The organism is Agromyces sp. H17E-10, assembly GCF_022919715.1.
Classification (GTDB): domain Bacteria; phylum Actinomycetota; class Actinomycetes; order Actinomycetales; family Microbacteriaceae; genus Agromyces.
Map to the genome: position 1 here is coordinate 192,943 of NZ_CP095042.1, position 23,640 is coordinate 216,582.

Consider the following 23,640-nt stretch of genomic DNA (forward strand, 5'->3'; position numbering starts at 1 on the left):
GGGGCGTCGCACGGCGTCACGCGGGGCGGGCGGCGTCGTGCGTTTCGCATCGATCCGCAAGCTCCGCGGCTCCGCAAATGAACGAGAGTGCAGTCGTCGCCCGTCTCAGGGCGAGGACTGCACTCTCGATGCTCGATGTGCGGCGCGCGCGACCTAGTCGCGGATCGCGGCTCCCGTGCGCTCCGTCGCCAACGCGGCGCCCGCGAGCTTCGCCTCGCTCGCCTCGGCCGCCGTCAGCGTGCGGTCCGCGGCGCGGAACCGCAGCGCGAAGGTGAGGCTCTTCGAACCCTCGGGCACGCCGTGGCCGCGGTAGTCGTCGACGAGTTCGAGGTGTTCGAGCAGCTCGCCCGCGCCCTCGCGCACCGCACCGGCGACCGTAGCCGCCGCGACATCGGCCGCGACGAGGAGCGAGAGGTCCTGCGTCGCCGCCGGAAACGTGCCGATGGGGCGCGCTTCGACCGACGGGTCGGCGGCTGCGATCACGGCGTCGAGGTCGAGCTCGGCGATCGCGACGACGCGCGGCAGGTCGTTCGCCTCCGCAAGCGCAGGGAGCAGTTCGCCCGCGAACCCCACGTGGCGACCGCCGACGCGCAGTTCGGCGGTGCGTCCGGGGTGGAACGCGTGGTGCGAGCCTTGGGCGATCTCGAGCTCGGCGCCCGTCGCCAGGGCGACACGGCGAGCCGCGTCGAGCGCGTCGGCGAGTCCGTACGGCTCGGCGGCGACGCCCGGCTGCTTCGAGACGCGATCGCCCACGAGGAGCACGCCGAGGTGGCGCGGCTGCGGCGGGATGCCCGCGTCGAGTGCGGTGAGCGTCGCGTCGTTCGGCTTCTCGTCGCCGGCAGGCAGCTCGGCCGAACCGTAGGCGCGCCCCGACTCCGGCAGGAACACGAGGCCGATCTCGAAGAGGTCGAGGTCCACGAGGCCGCGCGACCGGTTGCGCTTGGCCGCGGCGATGAGTCCGGGCACGAGCGAACGTCGCAGGAACGGCGTCGACTGGTCGAGCGCGTTCGCGAGCCGCACCGACGCGACCGGCGAGCCGTCGACGCTGCCGAACGTGCGGTTCTCCTCGTCGGTCGCGAACGGGAAGGTGAGCACCTCGACCGAGCCCGCCGCGGCGAGCGCGTCGGCGGTCTGGCGACGGAGTCGCTGCGAACGGGTCAGCCCGCGCCCCGGAGGGGCGACGGGCAGCACCGACGGGATGCGGTGGTAGCCGACGAGGCGGGCCACCTCTTCGGCCAGCTCCTCGCGGCCCGTGAGATCGGGACGCCATGCGGGCGGCACGACCGACCAGCCGCCGTCGACGCGCGTGAGCACACCGCCGATCTCGGCGAGCGCGTCGTGCACCTCGTCGCTCGTGTACTCGACGCCGATGACGCGGGACACGAAGCCGTCGGGCAACTCGATCGCCGCACGGTCGGGCGTCGTCTGGATGAGCGAGCCGCCCTCGTCGGCGTTGCCGCCGGCGAGATCGACCATGAGCTGGGCGACGCGCGCCACCGCCACCGCGCCGATCGTCGGGTCGATGCCGCGCTCGTAGCGCTTCGCCGCCTCGCTCGGCAGCTTGTGCCGGCGCGCAGTGCGGGCAATCGACACCGGGTCCCAGACCGCGGCCTCGATGAGCACGTTCTGCGTGGTGTCGCTCATCTCGGTCTCGGCGCCGCCCATCACGCCCGCGAGACCGATCGGACCGCGGTCGTCGGTCACGACGATGTCTTCCGCGTGCAGCGTGCGCTGCTTGCCGTCGAGCGTCGTGAACGGCTCGCCCGGCTCGGCGCGGCGCACGACGATGCCGCCGCGGAGCGTGTCGAGGTCGTACCCGTGGATCGGCTGGCCGAGCTCGAGCATGACGTAGTTCGTGATGTCGACGAGCACCGACAGCGAGCGGATGCCCGCGAGCTTCAGACGCGAGATCATCCACGCGGGCGTCGGCCGCGAGGCGTCGACACCGCGCACGATGCGGGTCGCGAAGGCGCTCGAGGCGACATTGCCGCGAATCGGCGCGCGGTCGTCGATGACGACGGGGAAACCGTCGGCCGAGGCATCCGTCGCCGAGATCTGATCGACCGGGTCTCGGAACACCGCACCGGTCGCGTGGGCGTACTCGCGTGCGACGCCGCGGATCGAGAACGCGTAGCCGCGGTCGGGCGTGACGTTGATCTCGATCGCCGCGTCGTCGAGGCCGAGCAGCGTGATCGCGTCGGAGCCGACGGGCGCGTCGATGCCGAGCGTCGAGAGGCGCAGGATGCCGTCGTGGTCGTCGCCCAGCCCGAGCTCGCGAGCCGAGGCGATCATGCCGTCGGAGACGTGCCCGTAGGTCTTGCGCGCGGCGATCGGGAACGGCCCGGGCAGCACGGCGCCCGGCAGCGTCACGACGACCTTGTCGCCGGGGAAGAAGTTGCGGGCGCCGCACACGATGCCGTGCACGGCGTCACCGCCGTCGGCCGCGGTCTCGCCGTCGGGTGCGACCCGCACCTGGCACCAGCGGATGGTCTTGCCGTTGGTCTGGGGCTCTTCGACGAACTCGAGCACCTCGCCCACGACGATCGGGCCCTCGAGCTCGAACGTGTGCACGTCTTCTTCTTCGAGGCCGACCTTCACGAGGGCGGCGTGGACGTCTTCGGGCGTCGTGCCCGGCACGAGCTCGACGTACTCGGCGAGCCAGCTGAGGGGTACTCGCATCTGATCAGACCACCATTCCGAACTGCTGGGAGAAGCGGACGTCTCCCTCGACCATTTCGCGCATGTCCTGCACGTCGTTGCGGAGCATCAGGCCGCGTTCGATGCCCATGCCGAACGCGAAGCCCGTGTAGACCTCGGGGTCGATGCCCGCAGCCTTGAGCACGTTCGGGTGCATCATGCCGCAGCCGCCCCACTCGATCCAGCGGGCGCCGCCCTTGAACGTCGGGTGCCAGAAGTCGAGCTCGGCGCTCGGCTCGGTGAACGGGAAGAAGCTCGGGCGCAGGCGGATCTTCGCCTCGTCGCCGAAGATCGACTTCACGAAGTGGTCGAGCGTGCCCTTGAGGTGCGCCATCGTGAGGCCCTTGTCGACCGCGACGCCCTCGAACTGCATGAACACCGGAAGGTGCGTGGCGTCGAACTCGTCGGTGCGGTAGACGCGCCCCGGCGCGAGCACGTAGAGCGGCAGGTCGCGCTCGAGCATCGACCGGATCTGCACGGGGCTCGTGTGCGTGCGCATCACGAGGTGCGCCTCGGGCGGGTCGACGAAGAACGTGTCCTGCATCGCGCGGGCCGGGTGGTCGGCGTCGAAGTTGAGCGCGTCGAAGTTGAACCACTCGCTCTCGACCTCGGGGCCCTCCGCGATCTCCCAGCCCATGCCGGTGAACACGTCGCACACCCGGTCCTGCAACAGGGCGAGGGGATGCCGCGCGCCGGACTCGAACCGCGACGGCAGTGCCGTGACGTCGACGGTCTCGGCGACGAGCTGGGCGGCCGCCTCGGCCTCGACGATCTCGGCCTCGCGCGCGGCGAACGCCTGGTTGACGCGGCCGCGTGCACCGCCGACGAGCTTGCCGAGGGCGGCCTTCTGTTCGGCCGGCACGTTGCGCAGCTCGGCGTTCAGGAGCGCGAGCGGCGACTTCTCGCCGGTGTGCTCGGTGCGAACGGTCTTCAGCGCGGCGGAGTCGCCGGCCGACGCGATGGCCGCGAGGGCCGCGTCGACCGCGGACTGGACCGCGGACTCGGTGATTTCGAGGGGTTCTGGCACGAGAACCGAGTCTACCGGCGACGCGGGACGGCGCGTGGCGCGTCACGGCGCAACCGATGTCGCTGCGTCGTGCCTGCGCTCAGCCGCGCAGACCACCGCCCGTTCCCTCGCCTCCCCCGATCGAGTCGAGACCGGCTCGCACTGCCACCGCCCGCGTGGTGGTGATGTTCTCGTCGAGCAGATCGGCGGTGACGACCATCCGGTTGGTGCGGCGAAGCCGCCGCTCCACGCGGTAGGCGATGTAGGAGAGGATGAGGCAGAGCACGATGTAGATCGTTCCGACGATGATCGTCGCGGGCACGATCGGCGAACCGTACGTCGACTGCGAGCCGATGTACCGGGCGTAGAACAGCAGCTCCTCGTAGGTGATGATGTAGCCGAGCGCCGTGTCCTTCAGCGTCACGACGAGCTGGGCGATGATGACCGGCATCATCGCTCGGATCGCCTGCGGCAGCAGGATCAGTCGCATCACTCCGGACTTCCGGAGCCCGATCGCGTAGCCCGCCTCGGACTGGCCCTTCGGCAGGGACTCGACACCCGCACGGAAGACCTCGGCGAGCACCGAGCCGTTGTAGGCGATGAGCGCGATGACGACGGCCCAGTACGGGTCCATGCGGACCCCGACGACGGGTAGGCCGTAGTACAGCAGGAACATGAACACGAGCACGGGGATCGCACGAAGCACCTCGACGATCGCGCCGACGGGGCGGCGGAGCCAGGTGTGGTCGGAGAGCCGGCCGATCGCGAGGACGAACCCGAGGACGAGCGCCCCGATCGCCGCAACGCCGAACGCGGCGAGCGTGTTGAGTGTCGCGATGCCGATCTGGACCCACACGTTCGTGTAGGTGAATGCGTCCCACTTGGCGGCGGTGAACTGCCCGGTCACCCAGAGCCGCCACAGGATGAAACCGAGGATCGCGACCACCACGATGACGGTGACGACGCCGAGGATGCGGTTGCGGACGATCGCCCGTGGGCCCGGAACGTCGTAGAGAACGCTGCTCATCGCGCCACCTTCCAGCGTCGCTCGGACGATTGTTGCGCCCAGGAGAGCAGCAGCACCATGACGACGAAGATCGCCATCACCCACACGATGGCGACGAGCTGGTTCTCTCCCCGCTCGCTCAGGTAGGCGCGCACCGAGCCGAGGTTCATGACCGTGAAGCCGGCCGCGACGGTCGTGTTCTTCAGGAGCGCGATGAACACGCTCATCATGGGCGGGATGACCGATCGGAACGCCTGCGGGAGGATCACGAAGCGCATCACCTGCCCGAAGGTGAGCCCGATCGCGCGGGCCGCCTCCGCCTGCCCGACCGGCACCGTGTTGACCCCCGACCGGATCGTCTCCGCGACGTAGGTCGCGGTGTAGATGCCGAGGGCGCAGATCGCGAGCGTGAGCGACACGGCACCGGTGAGCCGGAGGCCGAGCAGCGGCGGAAGCGCGAACGCGAACGCGAAGAAGACGAGCGTCAGCGGGGTGTTGCGGACGGTGTTCACGTAGATCGCTCCGACGGATCGGGCGACCGGCACCGGCGAGACGCGCATGGCTCCGACGATCGTTCCCAGCACGAGCGCGAGGATTCCTCCCGCGAAGAACAGCACGATCGTGCCGACGAACATCCCGCCCCAGAGGTCGAGGTTGTCGGTGATGATGCCCATCGTGCTCCTTTCCTCGCATCATCGTGGCGGCCCGGTCGGACCGCCGGGTCGCGCGGGGCGGGGCGCTCGGCGCCCCGCCCCGCCCGGTGATCAGCTGGTCGGGTCGACCTCGGGCTGCTCGCCCGTGATGCCCGCCGGTGCGAGGTTCTCGTCGAAGAGCGCCTGCCACACGTCGTTGCCGTCGGTGAACAGGGTGTTGATGTGCTCCTGCAGCACGGTGTCGCCCTTCTGGAGGCCGACGCCGTAGCGCTCCTCGCTGAACGGCTTGCCCGCGATCTTCAGGGCGTCGGGATCCTGTGCGACGTAGCCCGCGAGGATCGCCTCGTCGGTCGTGATCGCGTCGACCGCGCCGGCCTTCAACTGCTCGACGCACTGCGAGTAGGTGTCGTACTCGACCGTGTCGCCCGGGTTGTACTCGTCGCGGATCCGCTGCAGCGGCGTCGAACCGGTCACCGAGCAGACGATCTTGCCCGCGAGGTCGTCGGGTCCGTTGATGTCGGTGTTGTCGGCGGCGACCAGCAGGCCCTGGCCGGTGATGAAGTAGGGACCGGCGAAGTCGATCTGCTCCTTGCGCTTGTCGGTGATCGAGTACGTGCCGACGTAGTAGTCGATGTCGCCGTTCACGAGCGCCTGCTCGCGGTTCGCCGACGGGATCGTCTGGTACTCGATCTGGTCCTCGCCGAAGCCGAGCGAGGCCGCGATCCACTGGGCGATGCCGATGTCGAACCCGCTGCGCTCGCCCGTGGCGGCGTCCTCGTAGCCGAGGCCCGGCTGGTCGTTCTTCACGCCGATGACGACCTTGCCGCGGTCGGTCATCGCGTCGAAGGTCGGGCTGCCGTCGAGCTTGACGTCGGTGGCGACCTCCCACAGTGCGGCATCGCCGCCGGCGTCGTCAGTCGCGCCCCCGGTGCCACCGGAGCCGCCCGGGCTGCCGCTGTTGCACGCACTGAGCGCGAGCGCCGCGATCGCGATACCCGCCAGCGCACCGGCGATTCGTGTTGTCCTGCGCATCTTCGTCCTCCTGGTGTCGAATCCGGTACGGTCGCCGCGCTCGTGGCGCGGACGTCTAGTGGGTGATGAGCTTGGAGAGGAAGTCCTTCGCGCGGGCGCTCTGCGCGTTCGTGAAGAACTCGTCGGGCGTCGCCTCCTCGACGATCTGCCCGTCGGCCATGAAGACCACACGGTCGGCCGCCTTGCGGGCGAAGCCCATCTCGTGTGTGACGACGACCATCGTCATGCCGTCCTGCGCGAGCCCCACCATCACGTCGAGGACCTCGTTGATCATCTCGGGATCGAGCGCCGAGGTCGGCTCGTCGAAGAGCATGACCTTCGGGTTCATCGCGAGCGCGCGGGCGATCGCGACGCGCTGCTGCTGGCCGCCCGACAGTTGCGCCGGCAGCTTCGACGCCTGCTGCCCCACGCCCACCCGGTCGAGCAGCACCTTCGCCGCGCGCTCGGCATCGGCCTTCGACTGGTGCTTGACCTTGATCGGGCCGAGCGTGACGTTGTCGAGCACGGTGAGGTGCGAGAACAGGTTGAACGACTGGAACACCATGCCGACGTCGGCCCGGAGCGCCGCGAGCTCCTTGCCCTCCTGCGGCAACTCATCGCCGTCGATTCGGATGGTGCCGGAGGTGATCGTCTCGAGTCGGTTGATGGTGCGGCAGAGCGTCGACTTGCCCGACCCCGACGGGCCGATGACGACGACGACCTCGCCGCGGTGCACCGTGAGCGAGACGTCCTTCAGGGCGTGGAATTCGCCGTAGTGCTTCTCGACGTGGTCGACGACAACGAGTGGCTCACCGCGGCGAGCACTGATGTTCGAGGTCGGCGGGCCGGACTGGGTTGGCTCCATACCCCCAAAACTAGGGAGATTCTGTACCTCGCCGCCAGAGCATTCACGGCGGGTTTACCGATTCGTGATCAGCGAGCACGGCTCAGCGATGGCGGTCTGCGGCCCGATCCCGCTCAGCTGCGCTGCGCGAACGCACTCTCGTAGAGGCAAACCGATGCCGCTGTCGCGAGGTTCATCGACTCGGCGTGGCCGTAGATCGGGACCGTGACGACACGGTCGACGAGCGCCAGCTGCTCGTCGGGCAGGCCTCGGGCCTCGTTGCCGAAGAGCCACGCGGTCGGCTTCGCGAGCGACCCGTCGTTGCGCGCTGCGAGCAGGTCTTCGCCCTTGATGTCGGCGGCGAGCACGGTGAGCCCGGCTGCGCGCGCTCGGGCGAGCACGTCGTCGAGGTCGGCGCCGACGGCGACGGGCACGTGGAAGATCGAGCCCGTCGACGACCGGACGACCTTCGGGTTGTAGAGGTCGACGGCGCGCCCCGTCATGATGACGGCGTCGGCGCCGGCGGCGTCGGCTGCACGGACGATCGTGCCCGCGTTGCCCGGGTCGCGCACCTCTTCGAGGATGGCGATGAGTCTCGGGGATGCCGCGAAGACGTCTTTGACGGCGGTCGGGAACTGTCGGCACACCGCGGCGAACCCCTGCGGCGTGACAGTGTCGGCCATCGACGCGAGCACTTCTTCAGTGACGTACTCGGTCGTGAGCCCCGCGAGGACCGCGGCCTCCGCGATCTCGGGGTAGCGGTCGAGCGCCGTCGGCGTGGCGTAGAGCTCGACGAGGAGCTCGGGTCGGAACTCGAGGGCCTCGGCGACCGCCTGCGGCCCCTCGAGCAGGAACAGCCCGCTCTCGGCGCGCGCCGCCTTCTTGGCGAGCTTCGCGACGGCGCGGACACGCGGCGAGCGGGGGTTCTCGAGCATGGTTCCAGTCTATTCGGGGAGTCGGGTCGGGTTCGGGATGCCTCGGCGGGGGCATCCCGGACAGGCGAACGGCCCGGCACCCACCTGGGTGCCGGGCCGTTCGAGGAGAAGTCGTCGCTTACGCGGCGGTCTTCGGGGCCGACGTGTCGGCCGGCAGTGCCTTCTTGGCCGTCTCGACGAGCGCGGCGAAGGTGGAGGGCTCGTTCACCGCGAGCTCCGCGAGGATACGGCGGTCGACCTCGACACCCGCGAGGCCGAGGCCCTGGATGAGGCGGTTGTAGGTGAGGCCGTTCTGACGCGAGGCCGCGTTGATCCGCTGGATCCACAGGCGACGGAAGTCGCCCTTCTTCTTGCGACGGTCGTTGTACGAGTAGACGAGCGAGTGGGTGACCTGCTCCTTCGCCTTGCGGTAGAGGCGCGAACGCTGGCCGCGGTAGCCCTCGGCGCGCTCGAGGATGACCCGACGCTTCTTGTGCGCATTGACTGCGCGCTTCACTCTTGCCATGACTCTGTTTCTTCCTTAACGGGCCAAATAGCCGATGTATGCTGCCGGCTCAGTGGCCGAGAAGCTTCTTGATGTTCTTGGCGTCGGGCGCCGAGACGACCTTGTCCACGTTCAGACGGGCCTTGCGCTTCGAGGCCTTGACCTCGAGGTTGTGGCGCATACCGGCCTGCTGCTTCTTGATCTTGCCGCTGCCGGTGATCTTGAAGCGCTTCTTGGACCCGGAGTGGGTCTTCTGCTTCGGCATCTCGTGTTTCTCCTTGGTTCTGCCGTCACGCGGGTGACGGACGCGGGGTGCTTGGGCCTACGCCTCGGTGGGCTCGGCCGCCTGCGGCTCGGAATCGGCCGGGGCGTCCGCCGCCGGTCGCGACTTCGCCGCAGCTCGCTGTGCATTCGCCTCGGCCTTGGCCTCGGACTTGTTCTTGAGGGGCGCGATGACCATGACCATGTTGCGACCGTCGATCGTGGGGTTGTGCTCGACCGTGCCGAACTCGGCCACGTCTTCGGCGAAGCGCTGCAGCAGGCGCACGCCCATCTCGGGACGCGACTGCTCGCGCCCGCGGAAGAGGATCATCGCCTTGACCTTGTCGCCGGCCTTCAGGAAGCCGACGGCGCGCTTCATCTTGGTCTCGTAGTCGTGCTTGTCGATCTTGAGGCGGAACCGGACCTCTTTGAGGATGGTGTTCGCCTGGTTGCGCCGGGCCTCTTTCGCCTTCTGCGCAGCCTCGTACTTGTACTTGCCGTAGTCCATGATCTTGACGACCGGCGGACGAGAGTTCGGGGCGACCTCGACGAGGTCGAGGTCGGCCTCCTGCGCAAGCCGCAGGGCCACCTCGATCTTCACGACGCCGACCTGCTCTCCGCCTGGGCCCACGAGGCGGACCTCGGGAACGCGGATACGGTCATTGGTACGCGGATCGCTGATGCGTGTACTCCTCTACTCAAGCTGTTTCATGCGCCGAAGGAGGAGATTCACGTATTCGCGCGGATTCTCACCGCGGCTCATACGGCACCCTGTCTACTTCCACCTCGCGAACTGCGGCGTGGAAGCGGAGTGCAATCGACCCGGTAACCTTGATGAAGCGGTATGCGCGGGTGGGAGATTCTCCACTTTCGTACCGGGGAGAAGCCCCGGAGCCCGAAGTAGTCTAGCAGAGGATGTCTGTGACCCAGAACACGCCCGCCCCCGCGGGTTCCGACGAGTCCACCCACGACCAGCACGACCTCGCGGTCGGCGACGCCGCGGCCTACGAAGAGGTCGTCGAGGGAGAGTTCGAGGGCGCCGCCCGCGACATCGCCGAGGTTCCTGCCGTCGAGATCATCACGACCGCGGCCGTGCACCTCATGAGCGCGGCGGCCGTCAAGGTCGGCCTCGCCGACGACCCCGACTCGCAGCTCGACCTCGACGAGGCGCGCAAGCTCATCAACGCCCTGGCCGGACTCATCACGGCGGGCGCTCCCGAGGTCAGCGACATGCACGCCCGGTCGCTGCGTGACGGCCTGCGTTCGCTGCAGCTCGCGTTCCGCGAGGCCTCGCCCATCCCCGACGCGATCGGACAGGGACCCGGCGAGAAGTGGACCGGCCCGGTCAGCTGACCGGCCCGAAGCCCCCTCCGGCTCCGGCGCACGGCGCGGCTCAGCGCTGGCAGTTCGGGCACCAGAAGACGACCCGCTCCTGCGGGTCGGTGATCGCGTCGACCCGTTCGCGCCCGAGCTCGCCGCGCTCGATCGGGGTACGGCACGGACGGCACGGCTCACCGCCGCGCCCGTAGACCCAGAGCCGCTGCCCACGGCGGTCGACACCCGTCGTCACGCGGGCGCGCCGGTCGCGGTTGGCGACGATGAGACGGCGACCGAGCGCGACGACGCCGGCGAGATCGGCGACCTCCCCGACGGGACGATGCGGGCGGATGCCGCGCAGGAAGCAGAGCTCGTTGACGTACACGTTGCCGAGCCCCGCGAGGTTGCGCTGGTCGAGCAGGGCGACCGCGAGCGGAACCCCGGGGCTCGCGGCGAGTCGTTCGACGGCCGTCGCCGCATCCCAGTCGGCGCCGAGCACGTCGGGGCCGAGGTGTGCCAGCATCGCGGCCTCGTCGGCGCGCGGCACGACCTCGACCTCGCCGAGATCGAACCCGACGGCCTCGGCGTCGGCGGTCGCGAGCACGACCCGCGCGCGATGGGCGGGTTTGGTCCAGCGCTCGCCCGGCGCGTACACGCGCCACTCCCCCTCCATCTTCAGGTGGGTGCGGACGGAGGTCGACGCCGTGCGCACGATCAGGTGCTTGCCACGGCTCTCGACCGCTTCGACGACCTCACCCGCGAGATCGACCGTCGCATAGCGCGGAACCCGGAAGTCGGTGCGCACCAGCGTGCGCCCCTCGAGCACCGGACGCAGCCTTGCGGCCAACTGGTGGACCGAGTCACCTTCGGGCATCGAGCCGCAGTCCCTTCGGTGTCTCCCCGAACCCGGCCGAACGAAGTGCGGCGCCGAACGGCGAGCCGAGCACGAACGCCCCGTTGACCGACTCGACGGCCATCCTCCGCACCCGGCCCGAGCGCACCAGGTCGGCGATCGCGGATGCCGCGAGCGCGAGCCGTTCGTCGTCGTCGGTGTAGACGAGCACGGTCTTGCCGCCGCGCTCGACGTAGGCGACGAGGTCGCCGTCGGCGACGACGACGATCGCGCCGGCCTTGCGCGCCGCGCGGTGCGAGCTCTCGCCCGGCGGATCGGGCCACGGCAGGGCGGCGCCGTACGCGTTCGCCGGATCGGTCGCGGCGAGCGCGAGCACGCTCGGCGCGTCGGCGTCGCGGAGGTCGAGGTCGGCATGACTGCGCAGCCGGTCGACCGCCCCGGACGCCGCGAACTGCGCCGCACCGAGGCGCTCGACGAAGTAGCCGCGACGGGCGCGACCCGATTCCTCGAAGCCGCTCAGGGTCTTGTAGACGAGTGCGAACCCGCCGACGACGCCTTCGGCGACGGCGGCACCCCTCGTGACGACGCCGTAGCGGTCGAGGAGCATCTCGCCGAGCGCGTGGGCGCGTCTCGTGGCCTCGGTGTCGGCGACCGGCACGATCGACCACCGACCGGCGACCGACGGAGGACCGCTGCGGCTCGGCATGGTCGCCCGAGGGAGCGACCGCCCACGGAGCATCCGTGCGCGGGGCACCGGCCTGCTCGCCTTGTGGGCGCTGCGGCCGGCGCTCGTCAGCGCACGCACCGGGGCGAACGTGTCGTTCGTCACGAGGCCGGCCCAGACGAGCCCCCAGAGCGCGTCGACGATGGAGCCGTCGTCGACGGGCACGGTCACTTCGCCGCCCCCGGCCTGCCCCCCGCCGAATGCGCCGACCGCGTCGGCGAGCTGACGGAAGAAGAACGCACCGCCGGAGCCGAGTGCCACGAGCACCTCGCGCTGAAGCGGGGTGAGGTCGAGGTCGACGGGCGGCGGGAGCGTGAGCGGCGCGGTCTCGGCGAGGTGGAGCGTGATCCAGCCGTCGTCGCCCGCGAGCTCGCCGGCGCCGGCCCACAGCACCTCGCCGCTCGCCATGAGCTCGTCGAGCATCGCCGGGCTGTAGTCGGCGACCCGCGACGGCAGCACGAGCGACTCCCACGCCGAGGCCGGCATGCGCACGCCCTCGAGCTGCTCGATCGTCGACGCGACGCCGTCGATGCCGCGCAGCGAGCCGCCGACCTGCTGCCACGCGGGCAGGAACCTCGCGAGTGCGCGCTGCGGAACGGGTTCGATCTCATGGCGCAGCGCGGCGAGCGAACGGCGTCGGAGCCGGCGGAGCACCTCGGCATCGCACCACTCGGTCGACGTGCCGTGCGGACGGAACTCCCCCTCGACCACTCGCCGTTCGTCGGCGAGGCGGCGAAGGGCGGCCCGGGCGACCGCCACGCCGATGCCGAAGCGCTCGGCCACCTCGTCGACCGCGAACGGGCCGTGCGTGCGGGCGTAACGGCCGACGAGGTCGCCCATGGGATCGGCGACGTGCTCGCCGAACGCGACGGCGACCCCGGGCGGAACCGGTACACCGAGCGCATCGCGGAGGCGCCCGACGTCCTCCACCGCGGCGAGGTGCTCGCGGCCCGCGAACCCCACCCGGACCACGCGGCGTGCGGCGACGAGCTCGGCCGCCGCCGCGACCGGGTCGGTCGTCTCGTCGACGCGGGCCGCGACCTCGTCGTCGGTGAGCGGGCCGAGCGCCATCAGCAGGTCGGCGACGCCCTCGGCGCCCCGGGCACGGCGCTCGGGTTCGAGCCGCTGGAGCTCGCGCTCGGTGAGCTCGATGACCCCGGGATCGAGGAGCTCGCGCAGCTCGACGCGACCGAGCAGCTCGCCGAGCAGCGACTGGTCGATCGCGAGCGCGGCGGCGCGGCGCTCGGCGAGGGGCGAGTCGCCCTCGTACATGAAGGCGCCCACGTAGCCGAACAGGAGCGTGCTGGCGAACGGGCTCGGGGCGTCGGTCGTCGTCTCGACGAGGCGAACGCGTCGAGCGGCCAGGTCGGCGGCGATCTCGACGAGGCCCGGCACGTCGTAGACGTCCTGGAGCACCTCTCGGACGGTCTCGAGGATGATGGGGAACGTCGGGAAGGCGCTCGCGACCTCGAGCAGCTGCGCCGCCTTCTGCCGCTGCTGCCAGAGCGGCGAGCGGCGCCCCGGCTGGTAGTGCGGCAGGAGCAGTGCGCGTGCGGCGCACTCGCGGAAGCGGCTCGCGAAGAGCGCCGAGCCGCCGACCTCGTCGGTCACGAGCTGCTCGAGCTCGGCCGGCTCGAACCGGAAGAGGTCGGCGCCGGGCGGCTCGTCGCCGGTGTCGGGGATGCGCACGATGATGCCGTCGTCGGCCGCGACCGCGGCGCCGTCGACGCCGTGGCGCTCGCGCACCCGCGCCGCGACGGCGAGCGCCCACGGCGCGTGCACCGGCATGCCGAACGGCGAGTGCAGGATGACCCGCCAGTCGCCGAGCTCGTCGCGCGTGCGCTCGACGACGAGCGTGCGGTCGCTCGGCACCGCCCCCGTCGCGCGGCCCTGGTCGTCGAGGAACGCGATGAGGTTCGCAGTGGCGTACTCGTCGAGGCCGGACGCGGCGATGCGTGCGCGCGCATCGGCCTCGGGCGCGGTCGACACCTCTCGCATGAACGCGCCGAGCGCCCGTCCGAGCTCGACCGGTCGACCCAGTCCGTCGCCCTTCCAGAACGGGACGCGCCCCGGCTGGCCGAACGCCGGCACGACGTTCACGCGGTCGAAGGTGATCTCCTGGATGCGCCAGCTCGTGGCGCCGAGGGCGAAGACGTCGCCGACGCGCGACTCGTAGACCATCTCTTCGTCGAGTTCGCCGACGCGCCGACCGGTCGTCTCGTCGCCGCCGACGAGGAACACGCCGAACATGCCGCGATCGGGGATCGTGCCGCCGCTCGTGACCGCGAGCCGCTGCGCCCCAGGCCGCCCCGTGACGACTCCGGCCTCGCGGTCCCAGACGACGCGCGGCCGCAGCTCGCCGAAGCGATCGGAGGGATACCGACCGGCGAGGAGGTCGAGTGTCGCCTCGTACGCCGAGCGGGGCAGCGTCGCGAACGGTGCGGCGCGCCGCACCGTCGCGAACCAGCCCTCAACGTCGAGTTCGTCGACGGCGGCCGCGGCGATCGTCTGCTGGGCGAGGATGTCGAGCGGGTTCGCCGGCACCCGCATGGTCTCGATGAGCCCAGCGAGCATGCGTTCGGCCGCGACGGCGGTGTGCACGAGGTCGGCGCGGTGCTTCGGGAACATGACGCCCCGGGAGACCTCGCCGACCTGGTGGCCGGCGCGGCCGAGGCGCTGCAGCCCGCTCGCGACCGACGGCGGCGACTCGACCTGCACGACGAGGTCGACCGCGCCCATGTCGATGCCGAGCTCGAGACTCGACGTCGCCACGACGCAGCGGAGGCGACCCGACTTGAGGTCGTCTTCGATCTCGGATCGCTGCTCTTTGCTGACCGAGCCGTGATGCGCACGGGCGATGACGGGCGGCGCACCGACGGTCTGGCCGGACTGGGCCATGAGCGCGGCCGGCGGGCCGGCTGCGGTCGATGCCGCGACGAGTTCGGCCCGCTCGAGCTCGTCGAGGTGGAGCTCGTTGAGCCGCGCGGTCAGTCGCTCGGCGAGCCGACGCGAGTTCGCGAACACGATCGACGACCGGTGCTCGAGCACCCGGTCGAGGATGGCCTGCTCGACGTGCGGCCAGATGGAGCCCGTTGCGTCGTCGTTCGCCGGCAGTTGCGCCATGTCTTCGACGGGCACGACCACGCGGAGGTCGAACCGCTTCTCGGCCGGCGGCGCGACGACCTCGACCGGCGCGCTCGCGCAGAGGAATCGCGCCACCTCTTCGACCGGCCGAACCGTCGCCGAGAGCCCGATGCGCTGGGCCGGCCGCTCGAGGAGGGCGTCGAGCCGCTCGAGCGAGAGCGCGAGATGCGCCCCGCGCTTCGTGCCCGCCACCGCGTGGATCTCGTCGACGATGACCGTCTCGACCGAGCGCAGGGTGTCGCGCGCCTGCGAGGTCAGCATGAGGAAGAGGGACTCGGGCGTCGTGATGAGGATGTCGGGCGGCGTGCGCAGCAGCGCGCGCCGCTCGTTCGCCGGCGTGTCGCCCGAGCGAACGCCGACGCTCACAGTGGGCGGTGCCGCGCCGAGCCGCTCGGCGACCCGTGCGATGCCCGTGAGGGGCGCGCGCAGGTTGCGCTCGACATCGACGCCGAGCGCCTTGAGCGGCGACAGGTAGAGCACCCGGGTGCCGGGCTCGCGAGTGGGCTCGGAGGTCAGCCGATCGATCGCGGAGAGGAAGGCCGAGAGGGTCTTGCCGGAGCCGGTCGGTGCGACGACGAGTGCGTGCGAGCCGCCCGCGATGGCCCGCCAGGCGCCCTGCTGCACCGCGGTCGGCGCACGGAACGCCTCGGCGAACCACGTGCGCGTCGCCTCTGAGAAGGCTGCCAGCGCATCCGTCATGGCTCCATTCAATCGGATGCCGCCGACATCAGCCCTTCGTGGCACCCTCGCCGGTGTGCACGGCGGCGAGCGCACGCGCCACGGCGGCGACGGTGCGGTCGGCCGCGGCGGCGTCGGTGCCCCAGTTGCTCACGGAGAAGCGGACGACCGACCGGCCCCGCCACCGTGAGGTCATGGCGAGCACCTCGCCGTCGCTCCACAGCCGCTCCGCGAGCGCCTCGGTCGCGGCATCCTCGTCGAGTGCGAGGCAGACCTGCGTGAAGACGACGTCGTTGAGCACCTCGACGCCGGGCAGCCGCGCGACGCCGTCGGCGATGCGGCGCGCCGAATCGGCGAGTCTCTCGACGAGGGCCGCCACGCCCTCGCGACCGAGCGAGCGCAGCACCGCCCAGGTCGGCACCCCGCGCGCCCGGCGCGAGAGCTCGGGCACCCGCTCGTGCGGGTCGGCGACGAGGTCGCTCGCCTGCAGGTAGCTCGCGTGCATGCTCAGCGCGCGTTGCAGCGCATGGCCGTCGCGCACGATCGCGACCCCGCAGTCGTACGGCACGCTCAGCGTCTTGTGCGCATCGGTCGACCACGAGTCGGCCGCCTCGTAGCCGGCGACCAGCGCGCGCAGGCGCGGACTCGCGCCGGCCCACAGCCCGAATGCGCCGTCGACGTGCACCCAGGCGCCGGCGTCGTGCGCGACCTCGATGGCGGCGGCGAAGTCGTCGAACGAGCCGGAGTGGATGTTGCCCGCCTGCAGCACGACGATCGCGGGCCCCGAACCGCGCGAGAGCACCTCGTGGAGCGAGTCGACCCGGATCCGCCCCTCCTCATCGGCCGCGGCCTCGATCGGAGCCCCGAGACCGAGGTAGCGGCCGGCCAGGTCGACCGTGCCGTGACGCTCGGCGCCGACGATGAAGCGCACGCGCGGCGCGCCGAAGACGCCGTCGGTCGCGGCATCCCAGCCGGCCCTGCGCAGCAGTTCGTCGCGCCCGGTCGCGAGGCCGACGAAGTGCGCCATGGTGGCGCCGGTCGTGAAGCCGACCTGGGATCCCGGGGGCAGACCGAGCAGGTCGACGATCCACTCCCCCGCAAGCTCCTCGACCGCGGCGACCCCGGGGGTCGCGAATCGCAGTCCCGTGTTCTGGTCCCACGCCGAGACGAGCCAGTCGGCCGCGAGCGCGACCGACTGCGTGCCGCCCATGACCCAGCCGAAGAATCGCGGCGAGCCGATGCCGAGCAGGCCCGGCTCCACGCCGTCGGCGAGCCGTTCGAGCACCACCTCGGTCGCCTCGCCGCCCGCGGGCAGCACCCGGCCAAGGCGGTCCTTCACCGCGTCGGCGTCGAGCTCGGGCGGGATCGGCCGCTCGGCGACGCCGTCGAGCCACCAGCGTGCCCGCTCAGCAGCGAACTCCAGCGGTCGGTCGTACTCGGTCCGCCGACTTCCGGCGTCCGTCGGTCGGTCGGTCATGATCCACCTGGCTCCCGCGCACCCGCGCGTTCCAGATCATGCTCTGCCCGGCGCACGCGGTCAATGCCCAGTTCGGGCGTGGCTGCGGCAGAGGCGGCCCGGGCCGCGGCATCCGACCCGACGGTTCCGCCAGTTCGTTCAGCCCTCGCGGCGCGCGCCGACGAGTCGTACGGCGAGGGAGTCGACGCCCGTGGCGATGGCGTCGTCCTCGGCCCAGCGCCGCGCGAGGCGGGTCGTGGTCGCGTCGAGCTCCTCGCGCGTGAGCCCCTCGACGAGACGCAGGATCACGACGAGCTCGGGGCCGGCGAGTCGCGCGAGCGGGTCGCCCGAGGCGAGGTCGACGCCGAGTACGGCGAGCTCGCTGCCGATCGAGCGTTCGAAGGCGGCACGAACGTCGTCGTCCTCGAAGGGCGGCACCCACGGCTTCTGCTGGGCGACCGCCCACACGGCCGGTCGTCGGAGCACGAACTCACCGGGCGAGCCCGGGTCGAGCACGACGAGCTCGGTGCCGTCGTCGGCCGCGGCGAGTGCAACGCGCACGCCGTCGGCGGGTACGGGGCGAGCCACGGGATTCCAGGCGCGCATCGCGTCGACGGAGGAGAACACCGGGAGCACCCGGCGCCCGTCGGGTCCGTCGACCGTGACGATCGACAGCTCCTGGCTCTTGTCGACCGCGTGTCCGTGCGCGCCGAGCTCGGTGCCGCCGTCGCCGAGCTCGGCGAGCAGCGGGATCAGCAGTCGCGACGAGCCGAACGCCGCGACGACGCCCGCCTGGGAGCCCTCGCCCTGCCGGAACGCGCGCATCGCGGCGTCGAGCTCGGGCGGTGCGGTGCCGTCGTCACCGGCATGCGGGTTCTCGTCGAACGATCGCCCGGCCCACGGAACGCCGGCCGAGTCGGCCAGATGCGGTGGGAGTGCGCGCGACGCCGCGGGCGTCTCGTCCGCGGCATCCAGGCCGTGCCCCGCGTGCTCCTGCCCAGCCGTCATGCGCGCGCCGGCGTCAGTTGCTCGCGACGTCGAGCGCCTCGGCGAGCGTGAACGCACCCGCGTAGAGCGCCTTGCCGACGATCGCGCCCTCGAGGCCGAGCGGCACGAGTTCGCGCAGCGTCGCGAGGTCGTCGAGGCTCGAGACGCCGCCCGAGGCGACGACCGGCCGGTGCGTGCGGTCCATGACCTGGCGCAGCAGCTCGACGTTCGGCCCCTGCAGCGTGCCGTCCTTCGTGACGTCGGTCACGACGTAACGGGCTGCGCCCGCGTCCTCCAGCCGGTCCATGACCTGCCAGAGGTCGCCGCCGTCCTTCGTCCAGCCGCGGGCGGCGAGCGTCGTGCCGCGCACGTCGAGACCGACGGCGATGGCCTCGCCGTACTGGGCGATGACCGATGCAGCCCACTCGGGGTTCTCGAGTGCCGCGGTACCGAGGTTGATGCGCTTCGCACCGATCTCGAGCGCGTGCTCGAGCGACTCGTCGTCGCGGATGCCGCCGGAGAGCTCGACGTTGACGCCGCGCACCTGGCGGATGACCTTCTTCAGGATGCCGCCGTTGGAGCCGCGGCCGAACGCCGCGTCGAGGTCGACGAGGTGGATCCACTCCGCGCCCTGGTCGGCCCAGTCGACGGCCGCGTCGACGGGGTCGCCGTAGCTCGTCTCGGTGCCCGCCTCGCCCTTCGTCAGGCGGACGGCCTTGCCGCCGGCCACGTCGACGGCCGGCAGCAGCACGAGGCCGGGGGTCTTGTTGAACTCACTCATCACTACTGTCCTCGTTCGCGGTGGGCCGTCGGACCCGATTCGGTCGGCGCGATGAGCGCCGGTACCGTCACAGGATCATAGTCGCCCGCGGCGCGCGCGACGTGACCATGACGGTCGGATGACTCAGGCGAGCGCACCGAGCCAGTTGGCGAGCAGTCGGATGCCGGCATCCGACGACTTCTCGGGGTGGAACTGCGTCGCCGACAACGGACCGTTCTCGACGGCCGCGAGGAAGCGCCCGCCGTGCTCGGCCCAGGTCAGCCTCGGCTGCGGGAACGGCGGCATGACCTCGAGCTGCCACGACTGCGCCGCGAACGAGTGCACGAAGTAGAACCGTTCGCCTTCGATGCCGTCGAAGAGCACCGACCCCTCGTCGGGCGCGACCGTGTTCCAGCCCATGTGGGGCAGCACCTCGGCCGGCAGCTCCTCGACGACGCCCGGCCACTCGCCGAGACCCTCGGTGTCGACGCCGCGCTCGACGCCGCGCTCGAAGAGCACCTGCATGCCGACGCAGATGCCGAGCACGTGCCGCCCGCCTGCGAGGCGCCGGTCGATCACCTCGTCGCCGCGGACGGCGCGGAGCTGGTCCATGACCGCCTTGAACGCACCCACCCCGGGCACGAGCAGGCCGTCGGCCTCCAGCGCAGCAGTGCGGTCGGCCGTGACCTCGACCTCGGCCCCCGCCTGCTCGAGCGCCTTCGCCGCCGAGTGCACGTTGCCCGACCCGTAGTCGAGCACGACCACGCGCTTCGTGCGGCTCACAGCGCACCCTTGGTCGAGGGGATGCCGCTCACGAGCGGGTCGAGCGCCTTCGCCTGGCGGAACGCCCTGGCGAACGCCTTGAACTCGGCCTCGGCGATGTGGTGCGGGTCGCGGCCGCCGAGCACTGTCACGTGCACGGTGAGGCCCGCGTTGAACGCGATCGCCTCGAAGACGTGCCGCACCATCGACCCGGTGAAGTGGCCGCCGATGAGGTGGAACTCGAAGCCCTGCGGCTCGCCCGTGTGGACGAGGAACGGCCGGCCGGAGATGTCGACGACCGCTTGCGCGAGCGCCTCGTCGAGCGGCACGAGCGCGTCGCCGTAGCGCGAGATGCCGCGCTTGTCGCCGAGCGCCTCGCGGATCGCCTGCCCGAGCACGATGCCCGTGTCTTCGACGGTGTGGTGGACGTCGATGTGCAGGTCGCCCGACGCGCGCACGGTCAGGTCGGTGAGCGAGTGCTTCGCGAAGGCCGTGAGCAGGTGGTCGTAGAAGGGCACGCCCGTCTCGATGTCGCTCACCCCGGTGCCGTCGAGGTCGATCGACAGGTCGATGCTCGATTCGCTGGTCTCGCGCTGCACTCGCGCCGTGCGCGACGGGGACTGGGCGGTCATGCTTCGATCCTATTCGTCGCGTTCGGCGCGAAGACGGCGATCGCCTCGAGGAACGCCGTGGTCTCGGCCTCGGTGCCGGCGCTCACCCGCAGGTGCCCGGGGATGCCGAGCTCCCTGATCAGGATGCCGCGTGCGAGGAGCCCCTCGAACACCGCGTGCGGGTCGTCGACGCCGCCGAAGAGCACGAAGTTCGAGCCGCTCCGGTGCGGGGCGAAGCCGAGGCGCGCGAGCTCGGTCGTGATGCGCTCGCGCTGGCGGCGGATGTCGTCGACCATCGCGAGCATCTCGTCGGCGTGCGCGAGCGCACCGAGCGCGGCCGCCTGGGTGAGCGCCGAGAGGTGGTACGGCAACCGCACGAGCCGCAGCGCGTCGATCGTCGCCGGGTCGCCGGCGAGGTACCCGACGCGAGCTCCGGCGAAGGCGAACGCCTTGCTCATCGTGCGCGACACGACGAGCCGTGGCCGCCCCTCGAGCAGCGTGAGCGCGCTCGGCGTGCCGCGGTCGGCGAACTCGAAGTACGCCTCGTCGACCACCACGATGCCGCGTGCGGCATCGGCGACCGAGCGCACGGTGTCCAGCGACAGCGGCGTGCCCGTCGGGTTGTTCGGCGCGCAGAGGAAGACGAGGTCGGGGTCGTGCTCGCGTACCGCCGCCACCGCCGTCTCGGGGCTCAGCTCGAAGTCGTCGTCGCGATCGGCGGAGATCCAGCGGGTGCCGGTGCCCGAGGCGAGCAGCGAGTACATCGAGTACGTGGGTGCGAAGCCGAGCACCGAGCGACCTGGTCCGCCGAAGGCCTGCAGCACCTGCTGCAGCACCTCGTTGGAGCCGTTGGCCGCCCAGATCTGGTCGGGCGACAGTCCGTGTCCGAGGTACCGCGCGAGCGCCTCGCGCAGCTCGGTGAACTCGCGGTCGGGGTAGCGGTTCAGCCGCAGGATCGCGCCTGCGACACGGGCGACGATGTCGTGGGCGACGTCTTCGGGGATGGCATGCGTGTTCTCGTTGACGTTGAGGGCGACCGGCACGGCCTTCTGCGGGGCGCCGTACGGAGAACGGCCGCGCAGGTCATCGCGGATGGGAAGGTCGTCGAGACTCGTCACCGATCCAGCCTAGCCACGCAGATCGCGCCGACGACGACTGCGACATCGTGTGACAGGCGCCGCGCCGGCGCGTACGGGCTACTCCCCGGCAGCAGGCACGGCCAGTCGCTGACCCGGCTCGATCGTCGCACCGTCGAGCTGATTGAGCCGCACAATCTCGGCGATCGTGTCGCGCGGGTCGGCCGAGGGTGCGATCGCCTCGGCGATCTCCCACAGCGAGCCTCCGGCATCGACCGTGACATAGTGCAGTGAACCGCCGCCCGTGAGATCGGCGGCCGCACCGCCCGCGTTCAACGCGGCGGCGAACACCCAGATCGCGATCGGCAGCGCCGCGAGGGTCGTGAACACCACTCGCCCACGACGCGTCAGCCGGAGCCGGGTGCGCGCCCGTGCCGGGTAGTCGCTCGTCGTCATGATCGCTGCGCTCATGTCATCCTCCTGCGTGGACTGCATCCGGCCCTCGGCCGGGAGGGCCGGATGCGAATCTTTGTTCCGAATATATATTCGAATGCGTTCGGTCGCAAGCATTCGCCCGCGGAATTCTCCTCGACCGATCTCGCGACACACTCGAACGAATGTTTGCCGGGCACTGCTGCGGCGGATACAGTTTCGAATGTCTGGGAAACAGTCCAGCAGACACCACCGACATCCGATCGCGAGCGGCGATCGCAACGAGGGGCGGAGAGCGTGAAGAGCGACAACGACGTGCGCGAGACCGGCAGGGCACGCCGCCGCAAGAGCCTGAGCGCGAAGCAGATCGCGATCCTCGAGGTCGTGCAGCGGTCGGTCGCGACCCGCGGCTACCCGCCGAGCATGCGCGAGATCGGCGATGCCGTCGGGCTCTCGTCGCTCTCGAGCGTCACGCACCAGCTCAACCAGCTGGAGCTGGCCGGCTACCTGCGGCGAGACCCGAACCGCCCGCGCGCCCTCGAGGTCCTCATCGAGCTCCCCGGGCTCGACGAGCGTGCACCGTCGGCGGGCGAGCCCGCGCCCGTCGCGGACGCCGCGATGGTGCCGCTCGTCGGTCGCATCGCCGCGGGCGTGCCGATCACGGCCGAGCAGCAGATCGACGAGGTGTTCCCGCTCCCCCGCCAGCTCGTGGGCAAGGGCGAGCTGTTCATCCTGAAGGTCGTCGGCGACTCGATGGTCGATGCGGCGATCTGCGACGGCGACTGGGTCGTCGTGCGTTCGCAGCGAACCGCCGAGAACGGCGAGATCGTCGCGGCCATGCTCGACGGCGAGGCGACCGTCAAGGTGTTCCGCCAGCGCGACGGTCACACCTGGCTGCTGCCGCGCAACACGGCGTTCGAGCCCATCCTCGGCGACCACGCCGAAGTGCTCGGCAAGGTCGTGGCCGTGCTGCGCACGGTCTGACGGCCGCCGGCCGCGATCGAACCGGAGGGGTCAGGCGGTCGCCGTCCCGCCCAGCTGGCCGACCGACCGGAGCCACTCCCCGATCGCGTGCATGAAGCCCGCGTGGTCGTCGCGGAACACGGTGTGCCCCGTGCCCGGGACCGTCGCCACGGTCATGCCGCGCCGTCGCAGGTCGGCGGCCACCCGGTCGGTGATCAGCAGGCTCTTCTCGGCCAGCAGCACGAGACTGGGGGCCACGAGTCTCGTCGGGGGCACGAGCGGCCGGGTGTCGGCGAACCCGAGGATCGTGCGCTTGTCCCAGTCGCGCAGCGTCGCGAGCTCGATGTCGACGTCGACGGCGCTCCATTTCGGGTTCATCCGCACGAGCGCGTTGCGCCGGGGTTTCGGCGCGATCGCGAAGAAGAGCTTGTAGGCGAGCCCGAGCGGACCCTTCGGGAACGCGAAGGCCGGATCGACGTAGATCGCGGCGCGCGGTGCGAGCCGATCGGCGACGAGGCTCGCGACGAGACCGCCGAGCGAGTGCCCGAGCACCACGTCGGGCTGGCCGTCGAGCATCGGCGCGACCGTCTCGACGACGTCGTCGGCCCATGCGGCGGGTGAATAGCGCTCGGCCCTGGGGCTGCGTCCGTGCCCCGCGAGGTCCACCGCGAGCACGCGGAACCCCTGCGCCTCGAGTTCGCCCGTGACGCGATGCCACGCCCGCGAGTCCGACATGATGCCATGGATGAGGATGGCCGTGCGGGCGCCGGCGCCCGTCTCGTGAACCGCGAGTCGCATGCGTCGACGGTACGTCGCCCGCCTGAGCGTCGCCCCGGCGAACCTTGCGAACCAGCCGTGCGTCGTCGAAGTGCTCGACGTCGGTGCGCGTGGCCGTGTCAGGGTCGGTGCCGCGGTGTCGCCCCCCGCCACAGCCCGCACTGCCGGCACTGCCGGCTCGGCCGGCACGACTGGCACGACTG

The 23,640-nt window shown here is 71.3% G+C and carries 22 protein-coding genes; 2 read left to right on the forward strand and 20 right to left on the reverse strand.

The window, feature by feature from the left end; genetic code table 11:
• Positions 1-153: 153 nt before the first annotated feature.
• From pheT to infC, 10 genes are all read right to left on the reverse strand, one after another.
• The gene (gene pheT / locus MUN74_RS00930) at positions 154-2,679 is read right to left on the reverse strand and encodes a phenylalanine--tRNA ligase subunit beta (protein ID WP_244854509.1); all 2,526 of its coding nucleotides are present in this window, start codon (positions 2,677-2,679) and stop codon (positions 154-156) included.
• A gap of 4 nt (positions 2,680-2,683) precedes the next feature.
• Positions 2,684-3,724, reverse strand: coding sequence for a phenylalanine--tRNA ligase subunit alpha (pheS, locus tag MUN74_RS00935; RefSeq protein WP_244854510.1), 1,041 nt, complete (start codon positions 3,722-3,724; stop codon positions 2,684-2,686).
• A gap of 79 nt (positions 3,725-3,803) precedes the next feature.
• Positions 3,804-4,730, reverse strand: a complete 927-nt coding sequence (locus MUN74_RS00940; protein ID WP_244854511.1) for an amino acid ABC transporter permease — start codon at positions 4,728-4,730, stop codon at positions 3,804-3,806.
• Positions 4,727-5,383 carry an amino acid ABC transporter permease gene (locus tag MUN74_RS00945; RefSeq protein WP_244854512.1) on the reverse strand — a complete coding sequence of 219 codons (657 nt, stop codon included), beginning with the start codon at positions 5,381-5,383 and terminating at the stop codon, positions 4,727-4,729. Before MUN74_RS00945 ends, MUN74_RS00940 begins: the two co-directional genes overlap by 4 nt.
• Before the next feature lie 90 nt (positions 5,384-5,473).
• The gene (locus tag MUN74_RS00950; protein WP_244854513.1) at positions 5,474-6,394 is read right to left on the reverse strand and encodes a glutamate ABC transporter substrate-binding protein; all 921 of its coding nucleotides are present in this window, start codon (positions 6,392-6,394) and stop codon (positions 5,474-5,476) included.
• A 55-nt stretch (positions 6,395-6,449) separates the two neighbouring features.
• On the reverse strand, positions 6,450-7,238 hold the full coding sequence (locus MUN74_RS00955) for an amino acid ABC transporter ATP-binding protein (protein WP_244854514.1): 789 nt from the start codon (positions 7,236-7,238) through the stop codon (positions 6,450-6,452).
• A 113-nt stretch (positions 7,239-7,351) separates the two neighbouring features.
• The gene (locus tag MUN74_RS00960; RefSeq protein ID WP_244854515.1) at positions 7,352-8,152 is read right to left on the reverse strand and encodes a TrmH family RNA methyltransferase; all 801 of its coding nucleotides are present in this window, start codon (positions 8,150-8,152) and stop codon (positions 7,352-7,354) included.
• A 118-nt stretch (positions 8,153-8,270) separates the two neighbouring features.
• A complete protein-coding gene (rplT, locus tag MUN74_RS00965) occupies positions 8,271-8,657 on the reverse strand; it encodes a 50S ribosomal protein L20 (RefSeq protein ID WP_244854516.1) in 387 nt (128 codons plus the stop codon).
• 49 nt (positions 8,658-8,706) lie between these two features.
• Positions 8,707-8,901, reverse strand: a complete 195-nt coding sequence (gene rpmI, locus MUN74_RS00970; protein WP_244854517.1) for a 50S ribosomal protein L35 — start codon at positions 8,899-8,901, stop codon at positions 8,707-8,709.
• 57 nt (positions 8,902-8,958) lie between these two features.
• Entirely contained in the window at positions 8,959-9,579 is a 621-nt protein-coding gene (gene infC, locus MUN74_RS00975) for a translation initiation factor IF-3 (protein ID WP_244856288.1), read from the reverse strand.
• Between the two features lie 233 nt (positions 9,580-9,812).
• On the opposite strand from infC, the gene MUN74_RS00980 reads away from it, so the two are divergent.
• Positions 9,813-10,250, forward strand: a complete 438-nt coding sequence (locus tag MUN74_RS00980) for a DUF1844 domain-containing protein (protein WP_370647325.1) — start codon at positions 9,813-9,815, stop codon at positions 10,248-10,250.
• Positions 10,251-10,290: 40 nt separating this feature from the next.
• Here MUN74_RS00980 and MUN74_RS00985 read toward each other — a convergent pair whose 3' ends face one another.
• From MUN74_RS00985 to MUN74_RS01025, 9 genes are all read right to left on the reverse strand, one after another.
• Positions 10,291-11,088, reverse strand: a complete 798-nt coding sequence (locus MUN74_RS00985) for a DNA-formamidopyrimidine glycosylase family protein (RefSeq protein ID WP_244854519.1) — start codon at positions 11,086-11,088, stop codon at positions 10,291-10,293.
• A complete protein-coding gene (locus tag MUN74_RS00990; RefSeq protein WP_244854520.1) occupies positions 11,075-15,634 on the reverse strand; it encodes an ATP-dependent helicase in 4,560 nt (1,519 codons plus the stop codon). Before MUN74_RS00990 ends, MUN74_RS00985 begins: the two co-directional genes overlap by 14 nt.
• Positions 15,635-15,662: 28 nt before the next feature.
• Entirely contained in the window at positions 15,663-17,090 is a 1,428-nt protein-coding gene (locus tag MUN74_RS00995) for a pyridoxal phosphate-dependent decarboxylase family protein (RefSeq protein WP_244854521.1), read from the reverse strand.
• 138 nt (positions 17,091-17,228) lie between these two features.
• Positions 17,229-18,077, reverse strand: a complete 849-nt coding sequence (locus tag MUN74_RS01000) for an SseB family protein (RefSeq protein ID WP_244854522.1) — start codon at positions 18,075-18,077, stop codon at positions 17,229-17,231.
• A gap of 13 nt (positions 18,078-18,090) precedes the next feature.
• Positions 18,091-18,837 (reverse strand): bifunctional 1-(5-phosphoribosyl)-5-((5-phosphoribosylamino)methylideneamino)imidazole-4-carboxamide isomerase/phosphoribosylanthranilate isomerase PriA, encoded by a 747-nt coding sequence (gene priA, locus MUN74_RS01005; protein ID WP_244854523.1) that lies wholly within the window; start codon positions 18,835-18,837, stop codon positions 18,091-18,093.
• A 123-nt stretch (positions 18,838-18,960) separates the two neighbouring features.
• Complete coding sequence (hisH, locus tag MUN74_RS01010; protein WP_244854524.1) at positions 18,961-19,599, reverse strand: imidazole glycerol phosphate synthase subunit HisH; 639 nt, start codon at positions 19,597-19,599, stop codon at positions 18,961-18,963.
• Positions 19,596-20,210: an imidazoleglycerol-phosphate dehydratase HisB gene (hisB, locus tag MUN74_RS01015; protein WP_244854525.1), complete on the reverse strand. Its 615-nt coding sequence runs from the start codon at positions 20,208-20,210 to the stop codon at positions 19,596-19,598. Before hisB ends, hisH begins: the two co-directional genes overlap by 4 nt.
• Entirely contained in the window at positions 20,207-21,307 is a 1,101-nt protein-coding gene (locus MUN74_RS01020) for a histidinol-phosphate transaminase (RefSeq protein WP_244854526.1), read from the reverse strand. The genes hisB and MUN74_RS01020 overlap by 4 nt, the downstream gene beginning before the upstream one ends.
• 78 nt (positions 21,308-21,385) lie before the next feature.
• Complete coding sequence (locus MUN74_RS01025) at positions 21,386-21,835, reverse strand: LysM peptidoglycan-binding domain-containing protein (protein ID WP_370647326.1); 450 nt, start codon at positions 21,833-21,835, stop codon at positions 21,386-21,388.
• Positions 21,836-21,994: 159 nt separating this feature from the next.
• On the opposite strand from MUN74_RS01025, the gene lexA reads away from it, so the two are divergent.
• On the forward strand, positions 21,995-22,681 hold the full coding sequence (gene lexA / locus MUN74_RS01030) for a transcriptional repressor LexA (protein ID WP_370647327.1): 687 nt from the start codon (positions 21,995-21,997) through the stop codon (positions 22,679-22,681).
• A 30-nt stretch (positions 22,682-22,711) separates the two neighbouring features.
• Here the strand turns inward: lexA and MUN74_RS01035 are convergent, their stop codons facing one another.
• Positions 22,712-23,458 carry an alpha/beta fold hydrolase gene (locus MUN74_RS01035; RefSeq protein ID WP_244854527.1) on the reverse strand — a complete coding sequence of 249 codons (747 nt, stop codon included), beginning with the start codon at positions 23,456-23,458 and terminating at the stop codon, positions 22,712-22,714.
• Positions 23,459-23,640 lie beyond the last annotated feature (182 nt).

Excerpts from the sequence above, each read along its gene's own strand:
- pheT (WP_244854509.1), bottom strand. The coding sequence starts at position 2,679 with ATGCGAGTACCCCTCAGCTGGCTCGCCGAGTACGTCGAGCTCGTGCCG.
- hisB (WP_244854525.1), bottom strand. The coding sequence starts at position 20,210 with ATGACCGCCCAGTCCCCGTCGCGCACGGCGCGAGTGCAGCGCGAGACC.
- MUN74_RS00980 (WP_370647325.1), top strand. The coding sequence starts at position 9,813 with ATGTCTGTGACCCAGAACACGCCCGCCCCCGCGGGTTCCGACGAGTCC.
- MUN74_RS00955 (WP_244854514.1), bottom strand. The coding sequence starts at position 7,238 with ATGGAGCCAACCCAGTCCGGCCCGCCGACCTCGAACATCAGTGCTCGC.
- MUN74_RS00990 (WP_244854520.1), bottom strand. The coding sequence starts at position 15,634 with ATGACGGATGCGCTGGCAGCCTTCTCAGAGGCGACGCGCACGTGGTTC.
- rplT (WP_244854516.1), bottom strand. The coding sequence starts at position 8,657 with ATGGCAAGAGTGAAGCGCGCAGTCAATGCGCACAAGAAGCGTCGGGTC.
- rpmI (WP_244854517.1), bottom strand. The coding sequence starts at position 8,901 with ATGCCGAAGCAGAAGACCCACTCCGGGTCCAAGAAGCGCTTCAAGATC.
- MUN74_RS00945 (WP_244854512.1), bottom strand. The coding sequence starts at position 5,383 with ATGGGCATCATCACCGACAACCTCGACCTCTGGGGCGGGATGTTCGTC.
- priA (WP_244854523.1), bottom strand. The coding sequence starts at position 18,837 with ATGAGTGAGTTCAACAAGACCCCCGGCCTCGTGCTGCTGCCGGCCGTC.
- MUN74_RS00995 (WP_244854521.1), bottom strand. The coding sequence starts at position 17,090 with ATGACCGACCGACCGACGGACGCCGGAAGTCGGCGGACCGAGTACGAC.
- MUN74_RS00985 (WP_244854519.1), bottom strand. The coding sequence starts at position 11,088 with ATGCCCGAAGGTGACTCGGTCCACCAGTTGGCCGCAAGGCTGCGTCCG.
- MUN74_RS00950 (WP_244854513.1), bottom strand. The coding sequence starts at position 6,394 with ATGCGCAGGACAACACGAATCGCCGGTGCGCTGGCGGGTATCGCGATC.
- MUN74_RS01035 (WP_244854527.1), bottom strand. The coding sequence starts at position 23,458 with ATGCGACTCGCGGTTCACGAGACGGGCGCCGGCGCCCGCACGGCCATC.
- MUN74_RS01025 (WP_370647326.1), bottom strand. The coding sequence starts at position 21,835 with ATGCTTGCGACCGAACGCATTCGAATATATATTCGGAACAAAGATTCG.
- MUN74_RS00940 (WP_244854511.1), bottom strand. The coding sequence starts at position 4,730 with ATGAGCAGCGTTCTCTACGACGTTCCGGGCCCACGGGCGATCGTCCGC.
- MUN74_RS01000 (WP_244854522.1), bottom strand. The coding sequence starts at position 18,077 with ATGACGGCTGGGCAGGAGCACGCGGGGCACGGCCTGGATGCCGCGGAC.
- MUN74_RS00960 (WP_244854515.1), bottom strand. The coding sequence starts at position 8,152 with ATGCTCGAGAACCCCCGCTCGCCGCGTGTCCGCGCCGTCGCGAAGCTC.